The sequence below is a fragment of the uncultured Tenacibaculum sp. genome (genome assembly GCF_947494125.1).
GTDB lineage: Bacteria > Bacteroidota > Bacteroidia > Flavobacteriales > Flavobacteriaceae > Polaribacter.
This window is the reverse complement of the sequence record NZ_CANLTU010000001.1, coordinates 1-18,943: the sequence shown is the minus strand read 5'-3', so window position 1 is coordinate 18,943 and position 18,943 is coordinate 1. Positions and strand designations below refer to the sequence as shown.

Annotated in this window: 25 protein-coding genes and 2 tRNA genes; 13 read left to right on the top strand and 14 right to left on the bottom strand. The window is 30.3% G+C overall.

The features are described 5' to 3' along the window. Positions 1–34 precede the first annotated feature (34 nt). The 4 genes from Q0881_RS00135 (at position 35) to Q0881_RS00120 (ending at position 3,787) form a co-directional block, all read left to right on the top strand. Complete coding sequence (locus tag Q0881_RS00135) at positions 35–1,393, top strand: OmpA family protein (protein WP_299155807.1); 1,359 nt, start codon at positions 35–37, stop codon at positions 1,391–1,393. A gap of 177 nt (positions 1,394–1,570) precedes the next feature. Continuing rightward, entirely contained in the window at positions 1,571–3,082 is a 1,512-nt protein-coding gene (gene atpD / locus Q0881_RS00130; RefSeq protein ID WP_299155805.1) for a F0F1 ATP synthase subunit beta, read from the top strand. A 39-nt stretch (positions 3,083–3,121) separates the two neighbouring features. Then, the gene (locus Q0881_RS00125) at positions 3,122–3,415 is read left to right on the top strand and encodes a F0F1 ATP synthase subunit epsilon (RefSeq protein WP_299155803.1); all 294 of its coding nucleotides are present in this window, start codon (positions 3,122–3,124) and stop codon (positions 3,413–3,415) included. 93 nt (positions 3,416–3,508) lie between these two features. Further along, positions 3,509–3,787: a twin-arginine translocase TatA/TatE family subunit gene (locus Q0881_RS00120; RefSeq protein ID WP_299155801.1), complete on the top strand. Its 279-nt coding sequence runs from the start codon at positions 3,509–3,511 to the stop codon at positions 3,785–3,787. 5 nt (positions 3,788–3,792) lie between these two features. Here Q0881_RS00120 and Q0881_RS00115 read toward each other — a convergent pair whose 3' ends face one another. The 5 genes from Q0881_RS00115 to Q0881_RS00095 all read right to left on the bottom strand — a co-directional run bounded on the left by Q0881_RS00115 (position 3,793) and on the right by Q0881_RS00095 (position 6,799). Next, positions 3,793–4,434: an O-methyltransferase gene (locus Q0881_RS00115; protein WP_299155799.1), complete on the bottom strand. Its 642-nt coding sequence runs from the start codon at positions 4,432–4,434 to the stop codon at positions 3,793–3,795. Between the two features lie 107 nt (positions 4,435–4,541). Then, positions 4,542–4,802: a hypothetical protein gene (locus tag Q0881_RS00110; protein WP_299155797.1), complete on the bottom strand. Its 261-nt coding sequence runs from the start codon at positions 4,800–4,802 to the stop codon at positions 4,542–4,544. Positions 4,803–4,808: 6 nt separating this feature from the next. Further along, positions 4,809–5,381 carry a sigma-70 family RNA polymerase sigma factor gene (locus Q0881_RS00105; protein WP_299155795.1) on the bottom strand — a complete coding sequence of 191 codons (573 nt, stop codon included), beginning with the start codon at positions 5,379–5,381 and terminating at the stop codon, positions 4,809–4,811. Between the two features lie 22 nt (positions 5,382–5,403). Beyond that, positions 5,404–6,321, bottom strand: a complete 918-nt coding sequence (locus tag Q0881_RS00100; RefSeq protein ID WP_299155793.1) for a hypothetical protein — start codon at positions 6,319–6,321, stop codon at positions 5,404–5,406. Positions 6,322–6,325: 4 nt separating this feature from the next. Beyond that, positions 6,326–6,799, bottom strand: coding sequence for a nuclear transport factor 2 family protein (locus tag Q0881_RS00095; protein ID WP_299155789.1), 474 nt, complete (start codon positions 6,797–6,799; stop codon positions 6,326–6,328). A gap of 168 nt (positions 6,800–6,967) precedes the next feature. On the opposite strand from Q0881_RS00095, the gene panB reads away from it, so the two are divergent. From panB to Q0881_RS00055, 8 genes are all read left to right on the top strand, one after another. Next, on the top strand, positions 6,968–7,786 hold the full coding sequence (gene panB, locus Q0881_RS00090) for a 3-methyl-2-oxobutanoate hydroxymethyltransferase (protein WP_299155788.1): 819 nt from the start codon (positions 6,968–6,970) through the stop codon (positions 7,784–7,786). Between the two features lie 43 nt (positions 7,787–7,829). After that, positions 7,830–8,786, top strand: a complete 957-nt coding sequence (locus tag Q0881_RS00085; RefSeq protein ID WP_299155786.1) for a 2-hydroxyacid dehydrogenase — start codon at positions 7,830–7,832, stop codon at positions 8,784–8,786. A gap of 9 nt (positions 8,787–8,795) precedes the next feature. Further along, a complete protein-coding gene (locus Q0881_RS00080; RefSeq protein WP_299155784.1) occupies positions 8,796–9,206 on the top strand; it encodes a response regulator transcription factor in 411 nt (136 codons plus the stop codon). Positions 9,207–9,293: 87 nt separating this feature from the next. Further along, the gene (locus tag Q0881_RS00075) at positions 9,294–9,755 is read left to right on the top strand and encodes a DUF4199 domain-containing protein (RefSeq protein WP_299155782.1); all 462 of its coding nucleotides are present in this window, start codon (positions 9,294–9,296) and stop codon (positions 9,753–9,755) included. A gap of 7 nt (positions 9,756–9,762) precedes the next feature. Continuing rightward, complete coding sequence (locus Q0881_RS00070; protein WP_299155781.1) at positions 9,763–10,221, top strand: DUF1801 domain-containing protein; 459 nt, start codon at positions 9,763–9,765, stop codon at positions 10,219–10,221. Continuing rightward, positions 10,222–10,614 carry a VOC family protein gene (locus Q0881_RS00065; RefSeq protein ID WP_299155780.1) on the top strand — a complete coding sequence of 131 codons (393 nt, stop codon included), beginning with the start codon at positions 10,222–10,224 and terminating at the stop codon, positions 10,612–10,614. It abuts the gene before it with no gap. A gap of 32 nt (positions 10,615–10,646) precedes the next feature. After that, positions 10,647–10,940, top strand: coding sequence for an NINE protein (locus Q0881_RS00060; protein ID WP_299155778.1), 294 nt, complete (start codon positions 10,647–10,649; stop codon positions 10,938–10,940). Between the two features lie 16 nt (positions 10,941–10,956). Then, positions 10,957–11,334 carry a hypothetical protein gene (locus Q0881_RS00055; RefSeq protein WP_299155776.1) on the top strand — a complete coding sequence of 126 codons (378 nt, stop codon included), beginning with the start codon at positions 10,957–10,959 and terminating at the stop codon, positions 11,332–11,334. Positions 11,335–11,364: 30 nt separating this feature from the next. On the opposite strand, the gene Q0881_RS00050 is transcribed toward Q0881_RS00055, so the two are convergent. The 3 genes from Q0881_RS00050 to Q0881_RS00040 form a co-directional block, all read right to left on the bottom strand. Continuing rightward, on the bottom strand, positions 11,365–12,219 hold the full coding sequence (locus Q0881_RS00050) for a cupin-like domain-containing protein (RefSeq protein ID WP_299155775.1): 855 nt from the start codon (positions 12,217–12,219) through the stop codon (positions 11,365–11,367). A gap of 158 nt (positions 12,220–12,377) precedes the next feature. Next, positions 12,378–13,532 carry a biotin synthase BioB gene (gene bioB / locus Q0881_RS00045; protein ID WP_299155773.1) on the bottom strand — a complete coding sequence of 385 codons (1,155 nt, stop codon included), beginning with the start codon at positions 13,530–13,532 and terminating at the stop codon, positions 12,378–12,380. A 36-nt stretch (positions 13,533–13,568) separates the two neighbouring features. Then, the gene (locus tag Q0881_RS00040) at positions 13,569–14,723 is read right to left on the bottom strand and encodes a beta-ketoacyl synthase N-terminal-like domain-containing protein (RefSeq protein ID WP_299155771.1); all 1,155 of its coding nucleotides are present in this window, start codon (positions 14,721–14,723) and stop codon (positions 13,569–13,571) included. A 141-nt stretch (positions 14,724–14,864) separates the two neighbouring features. Between Q0881_RS00040 and Q0881_RS00035 the strand changes: the two genes are divergently transcribed. Then, positions 14,865–15,314, top strand: coding sequence for a cytochrome c oxidase assembly factor Coa1 family protein (locus tag Q0881_RS00035; RefSeq protein ID WP_299155769.1), 450 nt, complete (start codon positions 14,865–14,867; stop codon positions 15,312–15,314). Here Q0881_RS00035 and bioA read toward each other — a convergent pair. The 6 genes from bioA to Q0881_RS00005 form a co-directional block, all read right to left on the bottom strand. Next, positions 15,300–16,565 (bottom strand): adenosylmethionine--8-amino-7-oxononanoate transaminase, encoded by a 1,266-nt coding sequence (gene bioA, locus Q0881_RS00030; protein WP_299155768.1) that lies wholly within the window; start codon positions 16,563–16,565, stop codon positions 15,300–15,302. The genes Q0881_RS00035 and bioA overlap by 15 nt on opposite strands. Then, positions 16,562–17,170 (bottom strand): dethiobiotin synthase, encoded by a 609-nt coding sequence (gene bioD / locus Q0881_RS00025; protein ID WP_299155767.1) that lies wholly within the window; start codon positions 17,168–17,170, stop codon positions 16,562–16,564. The genes bioA and bioD overlap by 4 nt, the downstream gene beginning before the upstream one ends. Further along, entirely contained in the window at positions 17,170–17,547 is a 378-nt protein-coding gene (locus Q0881_RS00020; protein WP_299155766.1) for a DUF2007 domain-containing protein, read from the bottom strand. The genes bioD and Q0881_RS00020 overlap by 1 nt, the downstream gene beginning before the upstream one ends. Before the next feature lie 9 nt (positions 17,548–17,556). Continuing rightward, positions 17,557–18,684: a pyridoxal phosphate-dependent aminotransferase family protein gene (locus tag Q0881_RS00015; RefSeq protein WP_299155764.1), complete on the bottom strand. Its 1,128-nt coding sequence runs from the start codon at positions 18,682–18,684 to the stop codon at positions 17,557–17,559. A 45-nt stretch (positions 18,685–18,729) separates the two neighbouring features. Beyond that, a tRNA-Asn gene (locus Q0881_RS00010) sits at positions 18,730–18,803 on the bottom strand. Between the two features lie 68 nt (positions 18,804–18,871). Further along, positions 18,872–18,942, bottom strand: a tRNA-Asn gene (locus Q0881_RS00005). Between the last annotated feature and the right edge of the window lies 1 nt (position 18,943).

The following is an 18,943-nucleotide window of genomic DNA, read 5'->3' as shown; positions in this document are numbered from 1 at the left end:
TATATAAACGAACTTTTAATTTAAATTTTTAATAATGAAACAAATCAAATTAGCTGTGATAGCTTTGTTTACGTTCGCTACTGTAGGAACGATAAACGCACAGGATTCAGACAACCCATGGGCGGTTGGATTTGGAGTTAACGCTGTTGACGTTAGAATCCCAACTGAATTTGGAGATTATGCAAAAGATTATATCGGTACTAGTGACTGGAATGTCTTACCTTCAATATCAAGAATAACTGTTGATAGATATTTAAACGATGGTTTTACGTTACAGTTAGCTGGATCTATAAACAAGATTGAGCATTTTGCTGCTAAAAATGATATGGATGAGCTTTACTGGGCTATCGATGCAAACGTAAAATATGACTTAAATAATTTATTTGGAGACACTTCTTGGTTTGATCCTTATGTATATTTAGGTGGAGGTTATACTTCTTTAGGAGATAACAGCGAAGGTATGTTAAATGCTGGTGTTGGTTTTAATACTTGGTTTAATGAAAACTTAGGATTAAACTTCCAATCTGGTGCTAAGAAAGAATTTGGTGATAAAGTACAAGATCACTTCCAACACTCTGCTGGATTAGTTTTCAGATTTGGAGGAAAAGATACTGATGGAGATGGTGTTTATGACAAAGATGATGCTTGTCCAGAAGTTGCTGGATTAAAAGAATTTAATGGATGTCCTGATACTGATGGAGATGGTATTAAAGATTCTGATGATGCTTGTCCAGAAGTTGCTGGTTTAGCTGCATTAAACGGATGTCCTGATACAGATGGAGATGGTATTGCTGATAAAGATGATGCTTGTCCAACTGAAAAAGGAACTAAAGCTAACAACGGATGTCCTGATGCTGACGGAGATGGTGTTGTAGATAGTAAAGATAAATGTCCTAACACTGCAGGACCTGCTGCAAACAATGGATGTCCTTGGCCTGATACTGACGGAGACGGAGTATTAGACAAAGACGATAAGTGTCCTAAAGTTGCAGGTGTTGCATCTAACAACGGATGTCCTGAAGTTATTATTAAAGAAGAAGCTGTGAAGCAATTAAATGATTTCGCAAGAGCTATTTACTTTAATTCAGGAAGAACTTCTTTTAAAGCTGGAGTTACTGATAATTTAGATAGAATTGCTGGTATCATGAAGAACTATCCTAAAGCTAAATTTAGTATTCAAGGACATACAGATAGTCAAGGTAGAGCTGCTAACAACATGAAATTATCTGAAAGAAGAGCTAAAGCTGTTCTAGACTATTTAGTTTCTAAAGCTGGAGTTGCTGCAAACAGATTATCATCTCAAGGATTTGGTGAAGACTATCCAATTGCAAACAACAAAACTAGAGCTGGTAGAGCTCAAAACAGACGTGTAGAGATTAAATTAGTAAAATAATTTATCAAAAACATACATATTAAAAGCCTCGCGTTTGCGAGGCTTTTTTTATATAATATTTTTATGAAAAATAGCGCAAAACGTTTTTTAAATTCCTTTAAAAAAATTACCTTTGCACCTTGAAAAAAGGAGCTAAAGCTCACATAGCAAATTAAATAACTTTAATTACATATAGTAATGTCTACAATAACAGGTAAAGTTTCTCAAATTATTGGTCCAGTTATCGATGTTGAGTTTAATACAGAAAATGCTGAATTACCAAAAATTTACGATTCATTAGAAATTAAAAAAGCTGATGGTTCTATTTTAGTTTTAGAAGTACAACAGCATGTTGGAGAAGATACGGTACGTACAATCTCTATGGATGCAACTGATGGATTAAGTAGAGGTACAGAAGTAGTAGCTACAGGGAATCCAATTCAGATGCCAATAGGTAATGATATTTACGGTCGTTTATTCAACGTAACTGGTGATGCTATTGATGGATTAGGAGATTTACCTAAAACTGGTGATTCAGGATTGTCTATTCACCGTCAAGCACCAAAATTTGACGAATTATCAACTTCAACAGAAGTATTATTTACTGGTATTAAAGTAATTGATTTAATTGAGCCTTATGCAAAAGGAGGTAAAATTGGTTTATTTGGTGGAGCAGGAGTAGGTAAAACGGTATTAATTCAGGAATTAATTAACAACATTGCAAAAGGACACGGAGGTTTATCTGTATTTGCAGGAGTTGGTGAAAGAACTCGTGAAGGAAACGATTTATTAAGAGAGATGTTAGAGTCTGGAATTATCAAATATGGAGATGATTTTATGCACTCTATGGAAGAAGGAGGATGGGATTTATCAAAAGTTGATAAACCAGGAATGAGAAACTCTAAAGCTACATTTGTATTTGGTCAAATGAATGAACCACCTGGAGCACGTGCGCGTGTTGCCTTATCTGGTTTAACAATTGCTGAATATTTCCGTGATGGAGCAGGGGAAGCACAAGGGAAAGATGTATTATTCTTCGTAGATAATATTTTCCGTTTTACACAAGCAGGTTCTGAAGTATCGGCATTATTAGGTCGTATGCCATCTGCAGTAGGTTATCAACCAACATTAGCAACAGAGATGGGAGCAATGCAAGAGCGTATTACTTCTACTAAAAAAGGTTCTATTACATCTGTACAAGCAGTTTATGTACCTGCAGATGATCTAACGGATCCAGCACCGGCAACAACGTTTGCTCACTTAGATGCAACTACAGTATTGTCTCGTAAGATTGCTGAGTTAGGTATTTATCCTGCAGTAGATCCTTTAGATTCTACTTCAAGAATTTTATCTGCTGAAGTATTAGGTGATGAGCATTATAATACAGCACAAAAAGTAAAAGAAATTTTACAACGATATAAAGAATTACAAGATATTATCGCAATTTTAGGTATGGAAGAATTATCTGAAGAAGATAAATTAGTAGTTCACAGAGCGCGTCGTGTACAACGTTTCTTATCGCAACCATTCCACGTAGCTGAACAATTTACTGGGATACCAGGATGTTTAGTAGATATTAAAGACACTATTAAAGGGTTTAATATGATTATGGATGGTGAATTGGATAAATATCCAGAAGCAGCTTTTAACTTAAGAGGTTCTATTCAGGAAGCAATTGACGCTGGTGAGAAAATGTTAGCTGAAGCATAGTTCAAATAACAATTAACAATAATTAATTCTATTGAAATTATGTATTTAGAAATTGTAACACCAGAAGCGATTTTGTTTTCATCAAAAGTAGATTCTGTTACTGTACCAGGTATTAATGGTGAATTTCAGATTTTAAATAATCACGCACCAGTTGTATCTATTTTAAACAAAGGAACAGTAAAAGTTCATGTTCATACTCAAGATCATTTAGTTTTTGATGATTTACATGGAAGTATTGTAAGTTTACCAGAAGATGATAAGGTTTTAACTTTAGCAATTAAATCTGGTACTTTAGAAATGAAAGATAATAAAGCAATTATTCTTGCAGACTAATTGATTTAAATTATATTGAAAAGCCAAACATAACGTTTGGCTTTTTTTATTATATAAAGAATTTAACTACCTATTTTAATTATCTTTGTACCTATGAATGGAACATTTTTATTTATTGGAGGACCAGAGATTTTTATAATCTTACTAATAGTTGTTATGCTATTTGGAGCAGACAAAATTCCAGAAATAGCAAGAGGCTTAGGTAAAGGAATGCGACAAATTAAGGATGCAACTAATGATATTAAAAAAGAAATAAACGATAGTGCTAAAAATCAAGGTATAGATACCGACTTTGTAAGAGACATTAATAAAGAAGTTAATGAAGTTAAAGATAATATTGATGACTTTACTGGGCCAATAAAAAGAAAATAGTAATTTTATTTTACTCTACTGATAGTCAACCCATCTCTTATGGGTAATAAAACAGTTTCTAAGCGATTATCTTCATTCAGTTTCCTGTTATATTCTAAAAGGATTTTAGTGTCAATATCTTTAGGATTTAGAGCCTCTACTACCTTTCCACTCCATAGTACATTATCAGATAAGATAACCCCACCTGGATTCATTTTATTAATAATTAAATCAAAATAATTTAAGTAATTAGATTTATCAGCATCAATAAATACTAAATCGAACTTATTATCTATAGAAGGAATAATATCTATAGCATTTCCTATAATTTGTTTAATTTGATTAGCGTATTCTGATTTTTGAAAGTATTTATATTGAAGTTCTTCTAACTCTTCATTTTTATCAAGGGTATAAAGTATACCATCTTTCTTCAAGCCTTCAGCTAAACATAATGCAGAATAACCTGTATAGGTCCCAATTTCTAAAATTGATTGCGGTTGAATCAATTTAGATATCATAGATAGTACTCTACCTTGAAAAGCACCACTTAACATTCTTGGATTTAATATTTTTTGCCAAGTTTCTTTTGTTAATTCTTGAAGTATTTTAGGTTCTTTTTGTGAATGACTAACTGCGTAATCATCGATTTTTTCAGGAAGAAAATGCATGAATATATTTTTAAATCAAAGGTATAAAAAAACGGAATCTATTATTAAATAAATTCCGTTTCAATCTAACAAAAAATCAAAAATTGATCTTAAACAGACCAAACTTGTTAATTAAATTGACTTAATTGTTCTTTTAAAGCATCTTTATCTTTGTTTGATAAACACTTTGTTTCGTTCTTACAATCACTAGCTTTCATTTTAAAAATATGTGACATCTTTTTATTCTGTTTAGAATACAAAGCACAAATTTTGCAAATTAATATATGCCAATTAAGTTGTAATTTTTCGTAAAATGAAGCTTCACCATATTGTGCTTTATCACAAATAGCAGTAGCTTCATCGCATGTTATTTTAAAATTTTTAAACATTGTTTCTTACTTATTAAACCAGTTCTTTTCCATACAATTTCTCAGCTGAGTTCTCGCTCTATGGATGATAACCCATAGGTTCGACGGAGTGATGTCTAATTCCTTACAAATTTCTTCAGTCTCAAACTCTTGAATAGTTTTCATTCTAAAAACCATAGCATATTTTTTAGGAAGATGACCTATACATTCATCTATTTGAGATTTCAATTCTTTATTCTCAATACTCTTTTCAGCTTCATTATTCCACGATTGGGGTACTCGTTCTTCAATCCAATTACCTTCATTTTCACCATTATCATAAAAATTCATTCTTACTTCAGCTTGACCTTTTTTAGAATTAATCTTTCGATAATAATCAATTATTTTTCTCTTTAGAATAGAAACTAACCACGTTCTTTCGGTTGATTTTCCTTCAAAGTTTTTAGCAGATTTAAGTCCAGCAAAAAAAGTTTCTTGGACTAAATCTTTAGCAATATTAGAATCATTTACACGAGCTATAGCATAATTAAATAAATAATCTGCATAGTCATCTACCCATTTGTTTGGAGATAAAGTGTTGGATTTATCAGTTCGGTTCATCGCGTCAAATATAAGCTATTTTTTATTTAAAAGATGTCTGATAAATTCTACTTAATCCATTAGGGTTGCTATTTATAAATTCTATGATTTCTGTTAAATCTTTTCTGTTTTTAAAACTTTTAGGTATTGTGTTTTTATTTGTGGTAAAATAAAGTTTCTTATGTTTTATGTCAACAAATGGACAGTAATCTAATTTTTTAGAATTAATACCATTTTTTAAATGTTCAGCAGGTAACCAGTTGTTATTTTTGTCTTTCTTGCTTATGTATAAATCGCCACGTCCTAAACCATCTTTTCTACCATAAGATGTAAATATGATAAAGTTTTCATCAGGAGAAACAAAAGCATTAAACTCATATTTTTCTGAATTAACATTATTACTTAAAGAAATAGGTTTGGTATATGTGTTATTAATAAATCTGCTAACATATATATCTTCTTTTCCTTTTGAGTTTTCATATTCTGCGGTAAAATATAAATCACCTTTATTAGTAACAGAAGGATAAAACTCATCCTTAGAAGTGTTTATAATAAGACCAACGTTTTTAGGTTCAGACCAACTATCAGATGTTTTGTTTCTTGTAACATACCATATATCCATGTCTTTTTTTATCTCGGAAGAGGTGTTGTTTTTTCTGTTTGAAGCAAAGAATAGTTTTAAACCATCTGGAGATAAAAAAGGTTCTAAATCTTTATACTGCCCAGAAAACTTTACTGCTTTTGGAGTAGTCCAAACACCATTTATTTTTTTTGAAAAAGCTATAAATGAATACTTTTTTGCAAAACTTTCTATAGTAAAGTAAAACTCATCACCTTCTTGATTCATTGAAAAGTCTCTTACATTAGGTAGTCCTTTAAACAATTCAGGCAAAAACATTTTTGGGTTTTGAGCAAAACTTATATTAGCTATTAATATAAAAAACAGAAAATATTTTTTCATAGAGTTATTTTTTTATCGTTTTACAATTATTTCTACGCCTCATGTCTACTAAATAAATAATTTCCCACTTTCCATTATTATTAAATAGTTGAAAGGAGTTGGCACCACAATGACTAAACTTATCATTAAAATAAAATTCATAAGGTGTCCAAACAGAAGCTAAATTGCCATCAACCTCAATGTTATAAGACAAAAGTTTCTCAAAATATGTATGTTCAGGTTTTTTACCAGCAATCTTAGTTAAAAGATTTTCTTTACTTTCTGTTAGTAATTTTCTTTTACCTTCTTTATTGGTAAAAGTTGTTTGTATTTTAACAGAAGGGTGTAAAGTTGCACTAACAATAGCACTATCTCCTTTATGAAGTCCTTCAAAAAAAGTAGTAATAGTTTTCTTAATAATTGGATGTTCTTTTTTGTTTTGAGCATGAGAAATACTCGTGAGAATAAAAACTATTAGAATAGTGGTTATTTTATGCATATTAGTTTGGTTATGAATAGTAAAACTATAAAAAAAGTAAATGAAGAAAAGATAATTAACAGAAGATTAACGACTTTTAGGAAGATTAAAAAGTAGAGATTGAACTTTATTTAAGTAATTAATCAACAGAATAATTGTGTATTTTTACAAACTAGAAAATTAAAAATAATGTCAGTAGCTAAAAAACAATATAAAAGGATTACCACAAAATCATTAGTAGAAATGAAAGCTAATGGAGAAAAAATCTCTATGCTAACTGCATATGATTATACCATGGCAAAGATTGTTGATGGAGCAGGAATTGACGTCATTTTAGTAGGAGATTCAGCATCGAATGTAATGGCAGGTCACGAAACTACTTTACCTATTACATTAGACCAAATGATTTATCATGCAAGTTCTGTAATAAGAGCTGTTGAACGTTGTTTAGTAGTTGTTGACTTACCTTTTGGAACTTATCAAGGTAATTCTAAAAGTGCTTTAGAGTCAGCTATTAAAGTAATGAAGGAGTCAGGAGGACATGCAGTAAAACTTGAAGGAGGAAGTGAAATAGCTGAGTCAATATCAAGAATATTAACAGCAGGAATTCCTGTTATGGGACATTTAGGATTAACTCCACAATCTATTTATAAATTTGGAACTTATACTGTAAGAGCTAAAGAAGAAGAAGAGGCTGAGAAATTATTAGAAGATGCAAAATTATTAGAAGAATTAGGTTGTTTTGCACTAGTTTTAGAAAAGGTTCCAGCAGTTTTAGCAGAAAGAGTAGCTAAAAGTTTAACAATACCTGTTATTGGAATAGGAGCAGGAGGAGGAGTTGATGGTCAAGTTTTAGTAACGCACGATATGCTTGGGATGACACATGAATTTAACCCTCGTTTTTTACGTAGATATCTAGATTTATACGCTGAAATGACAGATGCTTTTCAAAATTATATAGCAGATGTTAAATCGCAAGATTTTCCTAGCGAAAAAGAACAATATTAATTATTATAAACCTTCTAAATAAGAAGGTTTTTTTATATTCAAAATGAAAATACTTCACTTAGATTCAAATCATTCATTACTTCTAAATCGATTAAAAGATTTAGGATTTACTAATGAAGAAGATTATACTTCAACAAAAACAGAAATCGAGGCAAAAATTCATCAGTATGATGGAGTAATTATTCGTAGTAGATTTACAATTGATCAACAATTTTTAGATAAAGCAGTAAACCTGAAATTTATAGGTAGAGTAGGTGCGGGTTTAGAAAATATAGATTGTGATTATGCTACAAAAAAAGGTGTTTATTTAATTTCTGCACCAGAAGGGAATAGGAATGCTGTAGGAGAGCATACATTGGGTATGTTACTATCCTTATTTAATAAACTTAATAAAGCAGGTGCCGAAGTTAGAAGTGGAAAGTGGTTACGTGAAGATAACCGAGGAGTTGAGTTAGATGGTAAAACCATTGGTTTAATAGGTTATGGTAACATGGGAAAGGCTTTTGCTAAAAAGTTACGAGGATTTGATGTAGAAGTTATTTGTTATGACATACAACCAAATGTTGGAGATGAAAACTGTAAGCAAGTACCTTTAAAAGAATTACAAGAAAAAGCAGATGTTTTAAGTTTGCATACACCACAAACTGAATTAACGATGAATATGATAAGTTCAGAATTTATTAATGGCTTTTCTAAGCCTTTTTGGATGCTTAATACAGCGAGAGGAAAATCAGTAATTACTTCAGATTTAGTTGAAGCTTTAAAAAAAGGAAAAGTTTTAGGAGCAGGATTAGATGTTTTAGAGTATGAAAAAAAATCGTTTGAAAATTTGTTTCAAAAAAAAGGTGTATCAAATGATATAGAAATGCCAGAAGCTTTTAAATATTTAATTAATGCAAAAAATGTAATTCTTTCACCACATGTAGCAGGATGGACAATTGAAAGTAAAGAGAAATTGGCTCAAACTATAGTAGATAAAATTAAAGCAAAATTTTGTTAATTTTTCAAAATGAGAAAAACAATTTTCATTTTTAGTGCACTTATTTTAGCATTATTTTTTCTTTTTAAAATTAGTAAATATGCTTTAGTTTTTAATGATTTAAGAATAGAAATTGTTATTGGAATTATTGCTGTAATTTTCTTTTTTATAGGAATATACATCAATAAAAAAAGTTTAAGTAAACCAAAAGTTTTATCAGTAGAAATAAATTATAAAAAAATAGCAGAACTTAATATAACTAAAAGAGAGTATGAAGTTCTTCAAAAAATAGCTGAAGGTTTATCGAATAAGGAAATAGCAGAATCTTTGTTTTTATCTGAAAGCACTATAAAAACTCATGTATCAAATATTCTAATGAAATTAGATTCTAAACGAAGAACACAAGCTGTTCAAATAGCAAAATCTCTACAAATTTTATAGAAATATACTTTTGGTACTTTAGTATGACTTCTTTTTAGGATACTTTTTTTAGTTTTAACTTACATTAATTTTTAAAATTATTCTCAAATGAAAAACACAATAACAAGGTATGGTGTTTATGGTTTTTTTACAGGTTTTATAATTTTTATATTACATCTTGTTTTAGGAATAAAAAACTTAGATTATTCTACAAATGAGATATTAGGGTATATTTCAATATTCATTTCATTATCGTTTATTTATTTCGGAATCAAACATTATAGAGATAATATAAATGAAGGAATAATATCATTAGGTAAAGCTATAATTATAGGTACACTTATTTCATTAATGGTTGGAGTTGGTATTGGAATAGCAGATTTTATTTATACGGAATTTATAGATCCTGACTTTTTTAAAAACTATGAGCAAATGTTAATAGAAAAAGGTAGAGAAGATGAAATAATTGAAATGACTAGTACTACAGCTGCTTTATTTATGGTAGTTTTAGTTAGTGTTATTGGATTTATTATATCTTTATTATCAGGATTATTTTTACAACGTAAATAAAACTAGTATGCAGTACAAAGCAAATTCACCAGAAGAATATATTGCTCAAATTCCCGAAGAGCGACAAGCAATTATGCAAAAGTTACGAAAAACAATTAAAGAGAATCTTCCCAAAGGTTTTGAAGAGGGGATGAATTATAATATGATTGGTTATTATGTACCACATTCAATATATCCAAAAGGATATCATTGCGATACAAATTTACCTTTACCTTTTATGAATATTGCTTCACAAAAGAATTCAATTAATTTATACCATAGTGGAATTTACGCTAAGAAAGAATTGCTAGATTGGTTTGTTGCTGAATACCCTAAGTATTCTAAGAGAAAACTGGATATGGGGAAAAGCTGTATTCGATTTAAAAAAATAGAAGAAATCCCTTTTGATTTAATAGCTGAATTAACTACTAAAATGTCAATTGAAGAATGGATTGATATTTACGAAACTAATGTAAAAAGAAAATAAATGAAAAAGAAAGGTAAAGTAACAGGTATAGGGGGTGTTTTTTTTAAAACAGAAAACCCAAAAGAAACGAAAGATTGGTACAAAAACAATTTAGGATTTAATACGGATGATTGGGGTTGTACATTTTGGTGGAAAGATAAAGAAGGAAAAAAAGCTTCAACTCAATGGAGTCCATTTACAAAAAATACAAATTATTTTGAACCCTCAAAAAAGGAGTTTATGTTTAATTATCGTGTCGAAAATTTAGTTGAGTTATTAGAAGAGCTTAAAACAAAAGGAGTTACCGTATTGGATAAAGTAGAAGAGTATGATTATGGCAAGTTTGGATGGATTGTAGATTTAGATGGAAATAAAATTGAACTATGGGAACCAAAAGACGAAGCTTTTTTATAAATTTATAGCAATTAACAATTAAAACCAAAAAAATGAATGTAATTGATGAAAATGGAAATACTATTCCAAATCAAGAAAGTAAACGAGTTTTAGCTGGAATTTTAGCTATTGTTTTAGGAGGTTTAGGAATTCATAAATTTATATTAGGTTATACTAAAGAAGGAATAATAATGTTAGTAGGTACTTTTATATTAGGTATTATTACGTGTGGTATAGCTGCTTGGGTTGTAGCTGTAATAGGTTTGGTAGAAGGAATTATTTATCTAACAAAATCAGATGAAGAATTTATTTATACATATCAAACAAACGATAGAGGTTGGTTTTAAGTTAATTTTATAAGAAATGGAAGAAGATAATAAGAAGTTTAAAGACAATTTAGATGAAGGTTTAGATAAAGCAAAGGATGTTATGGATAAAGTAACAGAAAAAGCGTCAGAACTAGCAGGAGAAACAGGAGAGCATATTGTTGATGCAGTAGAAAGTATTAAAGATAGAGCTAGTGAAATAATATCAGAAGAGTCAATGCAGAAAATGAAAGAAACTGCAATTGAATTAGCAGAAGATGCAAAAGAAGTTTTGGATAACGTAACAGAAAAAGCATCTGAGTTGGCAGGAGAAGCAACTGAACACATAGTAGATTTAGCAGAAGATGCACAAGAAGAATTAAAGGAAGCTACAACAAAAACAAAAAATTTCTTTCAACGTTTGTTTGGGAAATAGAATAAAAAAGGCACCAATAAGGTGCTTTTTTTATTTTTTTGTTCTTACAAGAGCCTGTTCGTTCTTCCAATCAATCCATTTCTGACCTTTTATCCTTCGCATTATATTATCAACAGTACGCATAATAAATACATTGTAAATAGCTTTACCTAAATTTTTAGGGTTACGAGCTATTGCACGTAAACTCATAGAAAAACCAGGAGTTATATAACGCATATAATGCCAATAACCTTCAGGCATATATAAAACATTACCGTGTTCTAACTCAGCAACATGACCTTGGGCTTTTTTAAGAGCAGGCCATTTATCAAAATCAGGATTATTAAAATCAATATCTTCTCTTGTAATTAAAGAATGTGGTATTTTATATAAGAATTTATTTTGTTTCTGGTCAAATAAAATGCACTTCTTTTTTCCTTCAAAATGAAAATGAAAAATGTTAGCTAAATCAATATCGTAATGCATAAAGGTATAAGAATCTGTACCTCCAAAAAACAACATTGGTAACCCTTTCATTAAACGTAAACCAAAATCAGGAAATTTAAAATCTTTTTGAAGAATAGGAACTTCTTTTAATACATTCCATAAAAAAATACGAAATTTTGTTGGTTCTCTTTTTAATAAATCAACATACTCACTCATTTTCATAGTGGCATGCGGTTCATTAAAACCATCTTTGTAATCTACAGGTCTATCATCATATAAAGGAACGGTTTTGTCGCCCGCAACTTCTTTCATGTATTCTAAAGACCATTTATCATAAGCAGGCCAATCTTCAATAAAACGCTCAATAACTACTGGCTTTTGAGGTTTGAAGTAGTTTTTAATAAAATCTTCTTTTGTTATGGTTTCAACCCTGTCTATTTGTTGTAACTGTAATCCCATGCACCCTTTTTTTCAAGAAGCAAAGTTAATAAAACGTTTCCAAATTATTTAGATAGATTCTTGTTAAAAAATATTTAGAAATGAGTTAGATTTAAAAATAAGAATTTGCACATTATGTAATAAAAAAAAGAACTACTTTTTAGTAGTTCTTTTTAGTGTTATTTTACAGATTCTTTCTGAGGTTCTTCTGTAAGCATTCTCTTAACATTAAGAGTTTGTTTTTTTATTTCTTTAGCCTCTTGTTTCTTTTGTTCGTTACGATCAATTTTATGATCAGGTCGACTCCATTTTGGCTTTTCACCTAAAGTTTCAAATTCAGAATCTTTTGCTTCAACAGATTGTGGTTGAACTTTTTTAGTAAAAGGTTTTTGTGGATTTAATCCTAATAGTTTAAACATTTTCATGTCTTCGTCTACATCAGGATTAGGTGTCGTTAATAATTTATCACCAGCAAAAATAGAGTTAGCACCAGCAAAAAAACACATTGCTTGCCCTTCTCTACTCATTTGAGTTCTACCAGCGGATAAACGCACTTGTGTTTCAGGTAATACAATACGAGTGGTTGCTACCATACGAACCATATCCCAAATTTCAACAGGTTTCTCATCTTCTAATGGAGTTCCTTCTACTGCAACTAAAGCGTTAATTGGAGTAGATTCAGGTTGAGGATCTAGGGTAGATAAAGCAACTAACATTCCAGCTCTATCTTCTGCAGATTCTCCCATACCAATAATTCCTCCAGAACAAACTGTCACATTCGTTTTACGAACATTATCAATGGTATCTAATCTATCTTGGTACCCACGAGTAGAAATTACTTCTTTATAATATTCTTCAGAAGAATCTAAATTGTGGTTATAAGCATACAATCCTGCTTCAGCTAAACGTTGTGCTTGATTTTCAGTAACCATACCTAAAGTACAGCAAACTTCCATGTCTAGTTTATTAATGGTTCTAACCATTTCTAATACTTGATCAAATTCAGGTCCGTCTTTTACATTTCTCCAAGCAGCACCCATACATACGCGAGAACTTCCACCAGATTTTGCTCTTAAAGCTTGTGCTTTTACTTGTTGTACAGACATTAAATCATTTCCATCAACATTCGTGTGGTAACGTGCAGCTTGTGGGCAATATCCACAATCTTCAGAGCATCCACCAGTTTTTATAGATAGTAATGTAGAAACTTGTACTACGTTGGGGTCGTGACTTTTTCTATGAATTGTAGCAGCTTCGTATAAAAGCTCCATCATAGGTTTGTTATATATTTCTAGAATTTCTTCTTTCGTCCAGTTATGTCTTACTTCGCTCATAAATTCGAGTTGTTTGTTGGGGTAAAAATAAGGATATTATTTAGATAGTAATACAGAAACTGCATTTCCTCCAAAACCTACTGCATTAACTAATATTTTATTTATTTTTTTAGGAAGATCTTGCTTGCTTGCAAAAGGAACTTCTATTGCTTTTTGATGTTGCAACATTAATATAGCTAGCTCTAAACTTAATAAGCCAGAAGTAGCAAAAGTATGACCCACTTTCCATTTGTTAGTTGTTAAAAATGGGGTGTGATTTCCAAAAACTGCATTTATAGCATTTATTTCAGATTGGTCACCTTTTATGGTTCCTGGTGCATGCATAACTATGGCATCTACTTCTTTAACAGATGTGTTTTTTAGTGCCATTTTCATTGATTTTTGAAAACATTCTGCATCTGCAGTTACCGAAGTATTATGTTTTAGAACTTCGGTAGCATAACCAATACCATCTATAAAAGCAATTGCGTTTTCTTGAATATCATTTTCTAAACAAAAAACAGCTGCACCTTCACCTAAAACCATGGTGTTTTTTGTTTTTGTCATGTCAAAAGCTTTACAAGGATATTCCTCAGTTTCATTTGAATATACTTTTAAAGCTTGCATTTGAGCAATAGTAAAATCTGTCAAAGAAGCTTCACTGGCACCAATCATAAACTTATTAGTCATTCCAGATTGTAACCAAGCAATTCCATTTAATAAAGAATGTAAACCTGTAGAACAAGTAATTGAATGAGAAATTTCCGGGCCATTGGTTTGTAAATCGTGAGCAATCCACGATGAAATATTACCTAAAGTAGTTGTTGGAGAACTTAATGTTGACGATTTACCTGTTTCTAAAAATTCTTTATAATATTTTTCAAATAAAGATGTAGCTCCTCGAGAAGAACCAATGTTAATACCAAAGTTGTCTTGAGGTTTCCAGTTTGTGTTTTTTATAGCTTTACGAGCTACATAGATGGTGTATAAAACAGTTTCATCTAGATTTTTATACTTATTATCTGAATATTTTAGTTGATTGATTTCATTTTTAATATCATCAGACAACTGGGCTACATAAGCCTTAAAATTGTCAAAATTCTTAGTACTTAAATAATGTTTAGTATTAAGGTAGTTTTTCCAAACTTCATTAGGAGTACTCCCTAAAGAAGAAACAGAAGCCATTGCTGTAATAGAAATTCTTGTATTCAACTTTTTATTTCTTTTAAAGTGCAAATTTCAACTTTTTTAGAATAGGAACAAAAAAAGACAGCCCTTGATTAGTTATCTTATTGAAAAATAGATAAATTATTTAAAAAAAGCTGTATTTTGTATTCATTAAATTTTAAAAAAATGGAAGAGGCTTCTCAAAAAAGTTGGTTTAGTAGAAATTGGATGTGGGCTGTTCCTGTAGGGGGCTGTGGCTGTGGTTGTATAGGAATTATTTTATTCTTTGTATTTGGAATTGGAGCTGCTATTTTTGGAGTCTCTAAACTAATAGATAATGCAACACCTGTAGAATATGCTATGGAGCAGGTTAGAGATAATGAAAAAGTAAAATTTTTACTTGGTGATGAAATTGAAAAATATGGTATTCCTTCAGGAAATATCTCGTTAAGTAATAATGATGGTGATGTGGATTTTTCTATTCCAATACGTGGAGATAAAGGAGAAGGTACTTTAATAATAAAAGGAATTAAATCTAACGGTGAATGGATTTATGAAGATTTATATGTGCGTATAAAAGAAACGCAAGAAGAGATAAATTTATTGAAAAAAGAAAAGGTTTTAGAAAGTATCTAAAACCTCTTCAATAGTAGTATATATTTTTTGTAATTGTTGTTTTGTAATTACATAAGGTGGCTGAATATAAATAGTATTTCCAAGCGGACGTAAAAATACTCCTTTACCCATAAATGATTTTAATAATTGATCTCTTAAAGTTCCATATCTACCAGCATTAGTTTTTAAGTCTATTGCTAAAATTACACCTTTGCTTCTAGTAGTTGTTACTTTAGGATGATTAGCTATTTTATTTGTAAACGACTTATGAGAGTCTGAAATGTATTGAATGTTTTTCTGAATTTCATCACTTTGTAATAATTCAATACTAGCCAATGCAGCACTACAAGCTATCGGATTTGCAGAATATGTATGGCAATGAAAAAAACCTTTAGCAATATCATTGCTTAAAAACTCATTATAAATATCTTCTGTACAAGATGTAATAGCCATAGGGACTAAACCAGCAGTTAAAGCTTTACTTAAACAAATAATATCTGGTTTTGTGGTGATTTCATCTGAAGCAAAATTATTTCCAGTTTTACCAAAACCAGTCATAACTTCATCAGCAATAGTTAAAATATTGTGATTTTTGAAAAATTGTAAAACAGGATTTAAATCTTCAGCATTATGAATTTTCATCCCAGCTGCGCCTTGTATTAAAGGTTCATATATAAATCCAGCAATGCTATTCTCAGAAACAATTTGCTGTAATTGTTTCAAAATAACTTGACTATTATTTCCATTTGGAACAGGAATACGTTTAATATCCATTAAAAAATCTTCAAAAGGACCATTATAAACAGACAATCCAGAGACAGACATGGCACCAAAAGTATCTCCATGAAAACCATTTTCAAAAGCAACAAACGTATTTCTTTTTTCACCTTTATTAAAATAGTATTGAAGTGCCATTTTAATTCCAGCTTCAACAGCAGTAGAGCCATTATCGTTAAAGAAAATTCTATTCTGATTTTCTGGTAGAATTTTAATCAGTTCTTCTGATAGTTTAACTGCAGGTTCATGTGTGAAATCGCTAAACATTATTTGATCTAATGTTTGCATTTGTTTGTAAACCTTCGTTGTTATAAAGTCATTGCAATGACCAAACATACAGGTGTACCAAGAGGAAATAGCATCAATATATTCATTACCATTTTCATCAGTTAAAATACAGCCTTTTGCTTTTACAATACCTAAACTATTTGGATGTGTTTGATGTTGTTTTAAAGGATGCCATAAATGTTTTTTATCTCTTTCTTGTAATGTCATAATTTGTCTTTAAAAAGGTCGGCATATTCGCGTATAACGTTTTGATCAAAATAAGGTTCTTCATCAATTCGTCCAATAACAGGAACATTGGCCATTTTTTTAATAATAGCTTCAGTAGTTGGATGCTCATCTCCAGAAAAAAGTATTGAGACATCAAATCCTTTTTCTTTTAGAAGCTGTACAGTTAGTAAAGTATGATTAATACTTCCTAAATAATGGCGAGAAACTACTATTACTTTATAATCGGGTTTTATAATATCTAAAATAGTATCCGAATTATTCAGAGGAACTAATAAACCACCAGCACCTTCAATAACTAAGTTGTTAGATGTTTCTGGTTCAGTTATGTTGGTTAATTCTATAGCTACATTATCTATTTCAGCAGCAGCATGTGGACTCATTGGAGTTTTTAAAGCGTATGAGTTAGGATGTATAATGGTTTTAGAATTAGAAATTAATTGCTCAACCTTATGAGCGTCTGAATTTTCTAATTCACCAGCTTGTATAGGTTTCCAGTAGTCAGCTTCTAAAGCTTCAGTAATAATTGCAGAAGCTATTGTTTTTCCTACTTCAGTGGAAATTCCTGTTATAAAATATTTTTTCATTAAAAGATTGTTTTACAATCGTTACATATTAATTTTCTGCTTTCAAAAAAAGGAAATAACATAAAGAAAAAGCTTTTACGTTGAGGTGGAGCAACTAATATTTTTGATGATTTACATTTACTACATTGATAAGCATTTCCGTTTTCATCTTTTTCATAAGCTCTTACTTCATTATAAATATTTGATGCTTTATTTAGATCTTGATTATGAACAAGTAATTTTACACCACCAATTGCTTGACTTAATAAAGGATCAGTATCAATAGTTTTTTCATCCATTAACATCGTTCTAATATCTTCAGAATCCAGTTTTGATTTTATTACTTGAGCTTCTGTAGAATATTCAAAAACAGCTAAAATTGTATAATCATCTCTCATATGTATTTTTTAAGAAACAAAAGTAGCAAGTTGTTCTAAAACAAAAGTTATTTCTTGATGGGAATTATAAGAATGTAAACAAAAACGTAATCTTTCTTCTCCTTTGTTTATAGTAGGAGATAAAATAGGTTTTACATCAAATCCAATTTTCTCTAATTTTTTAGCAATATTTTTTACGTTTTCATTGCCAGGAATAATACAACAATGAATAGCCGACTTACTCTTTATAAAATTAAGATTTAATCGATTAGCTTCTTCAGTAAAAAAACAAATATTTGTTTGTAGTTTTTCTCTTGAGTTAGATAATTGTAATTCTTTATAAGCAAAGCTAATGGTAGCTATAGAGTGTGGAGATAACCCAGTAGTATAAATAAAACTTCTTGAAAAATTAATTAAGTACTCTTTTAAGCTGTTGCAACATAAAATAGCAGCTCCATGGCAGCCTAGTGCTTTTCCAAAGGTAATAATCCTAGCGAAAACACCTTTTTCTAAACCTAGTTCTTCAATTAAACCATTGTTAAAAACACCAATAGCATGAGCTTCATCAACTATTAAATTAGCTTTATATTTTTCACAAACCTGAACAATTTTCTTAAGATCAGGGCTGTCTCCATCCATAGAAAAAATAGATTCTGTAATTACATAAACATCGTTGTTTTCATTTGGTTTAAAGCGAACAATCTTTTCTTTTAAGTCAAAAAGGTTATTATGTTTAAATTTATAAGCTTTAGCTTTTGAAAGTTGAATTCCATCACGAATAGAAGCATGAATTAATTCGTCATATAGAATAATGTCTCCGCGTTGAGGAACAGAAGAGAAAAAACCAATATTAGCATCATAACCAGAATTAAAAATTAAAGCGGCATCGGAATTGTGGAATTCAGATAATTCTTTTTCAACTTCAGTATATAAATTATGATTTCCTGAAAGTAATCGAGAGCCTGTTGCTCCGTTAATTTTTATGTTTTTATCAATTAAAAATTGATGAGTTTTATCAAAAACAACTTCAGATTTAGCAAAGCCTAAATAGTCATTTGACGAGAAATCAATCAAATTAGTATGCTCTCCAAGAATTCTTAAAGAGTTGTTTTCTTTACGTTGCGCTAGTTTAGTAGAGAGTTTTTTTGGAAATTGCATAGTATAAAAATAAAAAAAGACTTACACGAATGTAAGCCTTTTTTGCTCCTCCTTTAGGACTCGAACCTAAGACCCTCTGATTAACAGTCAGATGCTCTAACCAACTGAGCTAAGGAGGAATGTTCATGTAGAACAAATATGTATGTTGTAGAAATTATCGGCTTCTACGTTGCCTTTGTTTATTTTGCTCCTCCTTTAGGACTCGAACCTAAGACCCTCTGATTAACAGTCAGATGCTCTAACCAACTGAGCTAAGGAG

Coding starts and splice junctions, on each gene's coding strand:
- Q0881_RS00105 (WP_299155795.1), bottom strand. CDS start 5,381: ATGAACCGAACTGATAAATCCAACACTTTATCTCCAAACAAATGGGTA.
- Q0881_RS00050 (WP_299155775.1), bottom strand. CDS start 12,219: ATGGGATTACAGTTACAACAAATAGACAGGGTTGAAACCATAACAAAA.
- Q0881_RS00035 (WP_299155769.1), top strand. CDS start 14,865: ATGGAAGAGGCTTCTCAAAAAAGTTGGTTTAGTAGAAATTGGATGTGG.
- atpD (WP_299155805.1), top strand. CDS start 1,571: ATGTCTACAATAACAGGTAAAGTTTCTCAAATTATTGGTCCAGTTATC.
- Q0881_RS00115 (WP_299155799.1), bottom strand. CDS start 4,434: ATGCATTTTCTTCCTGAAAAAATCGATGATTACGCAGTTAGTCATTCA.
- bioA (WP_299155768.1), bottom strand. CDS start 16,565: ATGACATTACAAGAAAGAGATAAAAAACATTTATGGCATCCTTTAAAA.
- Q0881_RS00120 (WP_299155801.1), top strand. CDS start 3,509: ATGAATGGAACATTTTTATTTATTGGAGGACCAGAGATTTTTATAATC.
- bioB (WP_299155773.1), bottom strand. CDS start 13,532: ATGAGCGAAGTAAGACATAACTGGACGAAAGAAGAAATTCTAGAAATA.
- Q0881_RS00065 (WP_299155780.1), top strand. CDS start 10,222: ATGAAAAAGAAAGGTAAAGTAACAGGTATAGGGGGTGTTTTTTTTAAA.
- Q0881_RS00085 (WP_299155786.1), top strand. CDS start 7,830: ATGAAAATACTTCACTTAGATTCAAATCATTCATTACTTCTAAATCGA.
- Q0881_RS00060 (WP_299155778.1), top strand. CDS start 10,647: ATGAATGTAATTGATGAAAATGGAAATACTATTCCAAATCAAGAAAGT.
- Q0881_RS00080 (WP_299155784.1), top strand. CDS start 8,796: ATGAGAAAAACAATTTTCATTTTTAGTGCACTTATTTTAGCATTATTT.
- panB (WP_299155788.1), top strand. CDS start 6,968: ATGTCAGTAGCTAAAAAACAATATAAAAGGATTACCACAAAATCATTA.
- Q0881_RS00135 (WP_299155807.1), top strand. CDS start 35: ATGAAACAAATCAAATTAGCTGTGATAGCTTTGTTTACGTTCGCTACT.
- Q0881_RS00110 (WP_299155797.1), bottom strand. CDS start 4,802: ATGTTTAAAAATTTTAAAATAACATGCGATGAAGCTACTGCTATTTGT.
- Q0881_RS00015 (WP_299155764.1), bottom strand. CDS start 18,684: ATGCAATTTCCAAAAAAACTCTCTACTAAACTAGCGCAACGTAAAGAA.
- bioD (WP_299155767.1), bottom strand. CDS start 17,170: ATGAAAAAATATTTTATAACAGGAATTTCCACTGAAGTAGGAAAAACA.
- Q0881_RS00020 (WP_299155766.1), bottom strand. CDS start 17,547: ATGAGAGATGATTATACAATTTTAGCTGTTTTTGAATATTCTACAGAA.
- Q0881_RS00055 (WP_299155776.1), top strand. CDS start 10,957: ATGGAAGAAGATAATAAGAAGTTTAAAGACAATTTAGATGAAGGTTTA.
- Q0881_RS00125 (WP_299155803.1), top strand. CDS start 3,122: ATGTATTTAGAAATTGTAACACCAGAAGCGATTTTGTTTTCATCAAAA.
- Q0881_RS00070 (WP_299155781.1), top strand. CDS start 9,763: ATGCAGTACAAAGCAAATTCACCAGAAGAATATATTGCTCAAATTCCC.
- Q0881_RS00075 (WP_299155782.1), top strand. CDS start 9,294: ATGAAAAACACAATAACAAGGTATGGTGTTTATGGTTTTTTTACAGGT.
- Q0881_RS00095 (WP_299155789.1), bottom strand. CDS start 6,799: ATGCATAAAATAACCACTATTCTAATAGTTTTTATTCTCACGAGTATT.
- Q0881_RS00100 (WP_299155793.1), bottom strand. CDS start 6,321: ATGAAAAAATATTTTCTGTTTTTTATATTAATAGCTAATATAAGTTTT.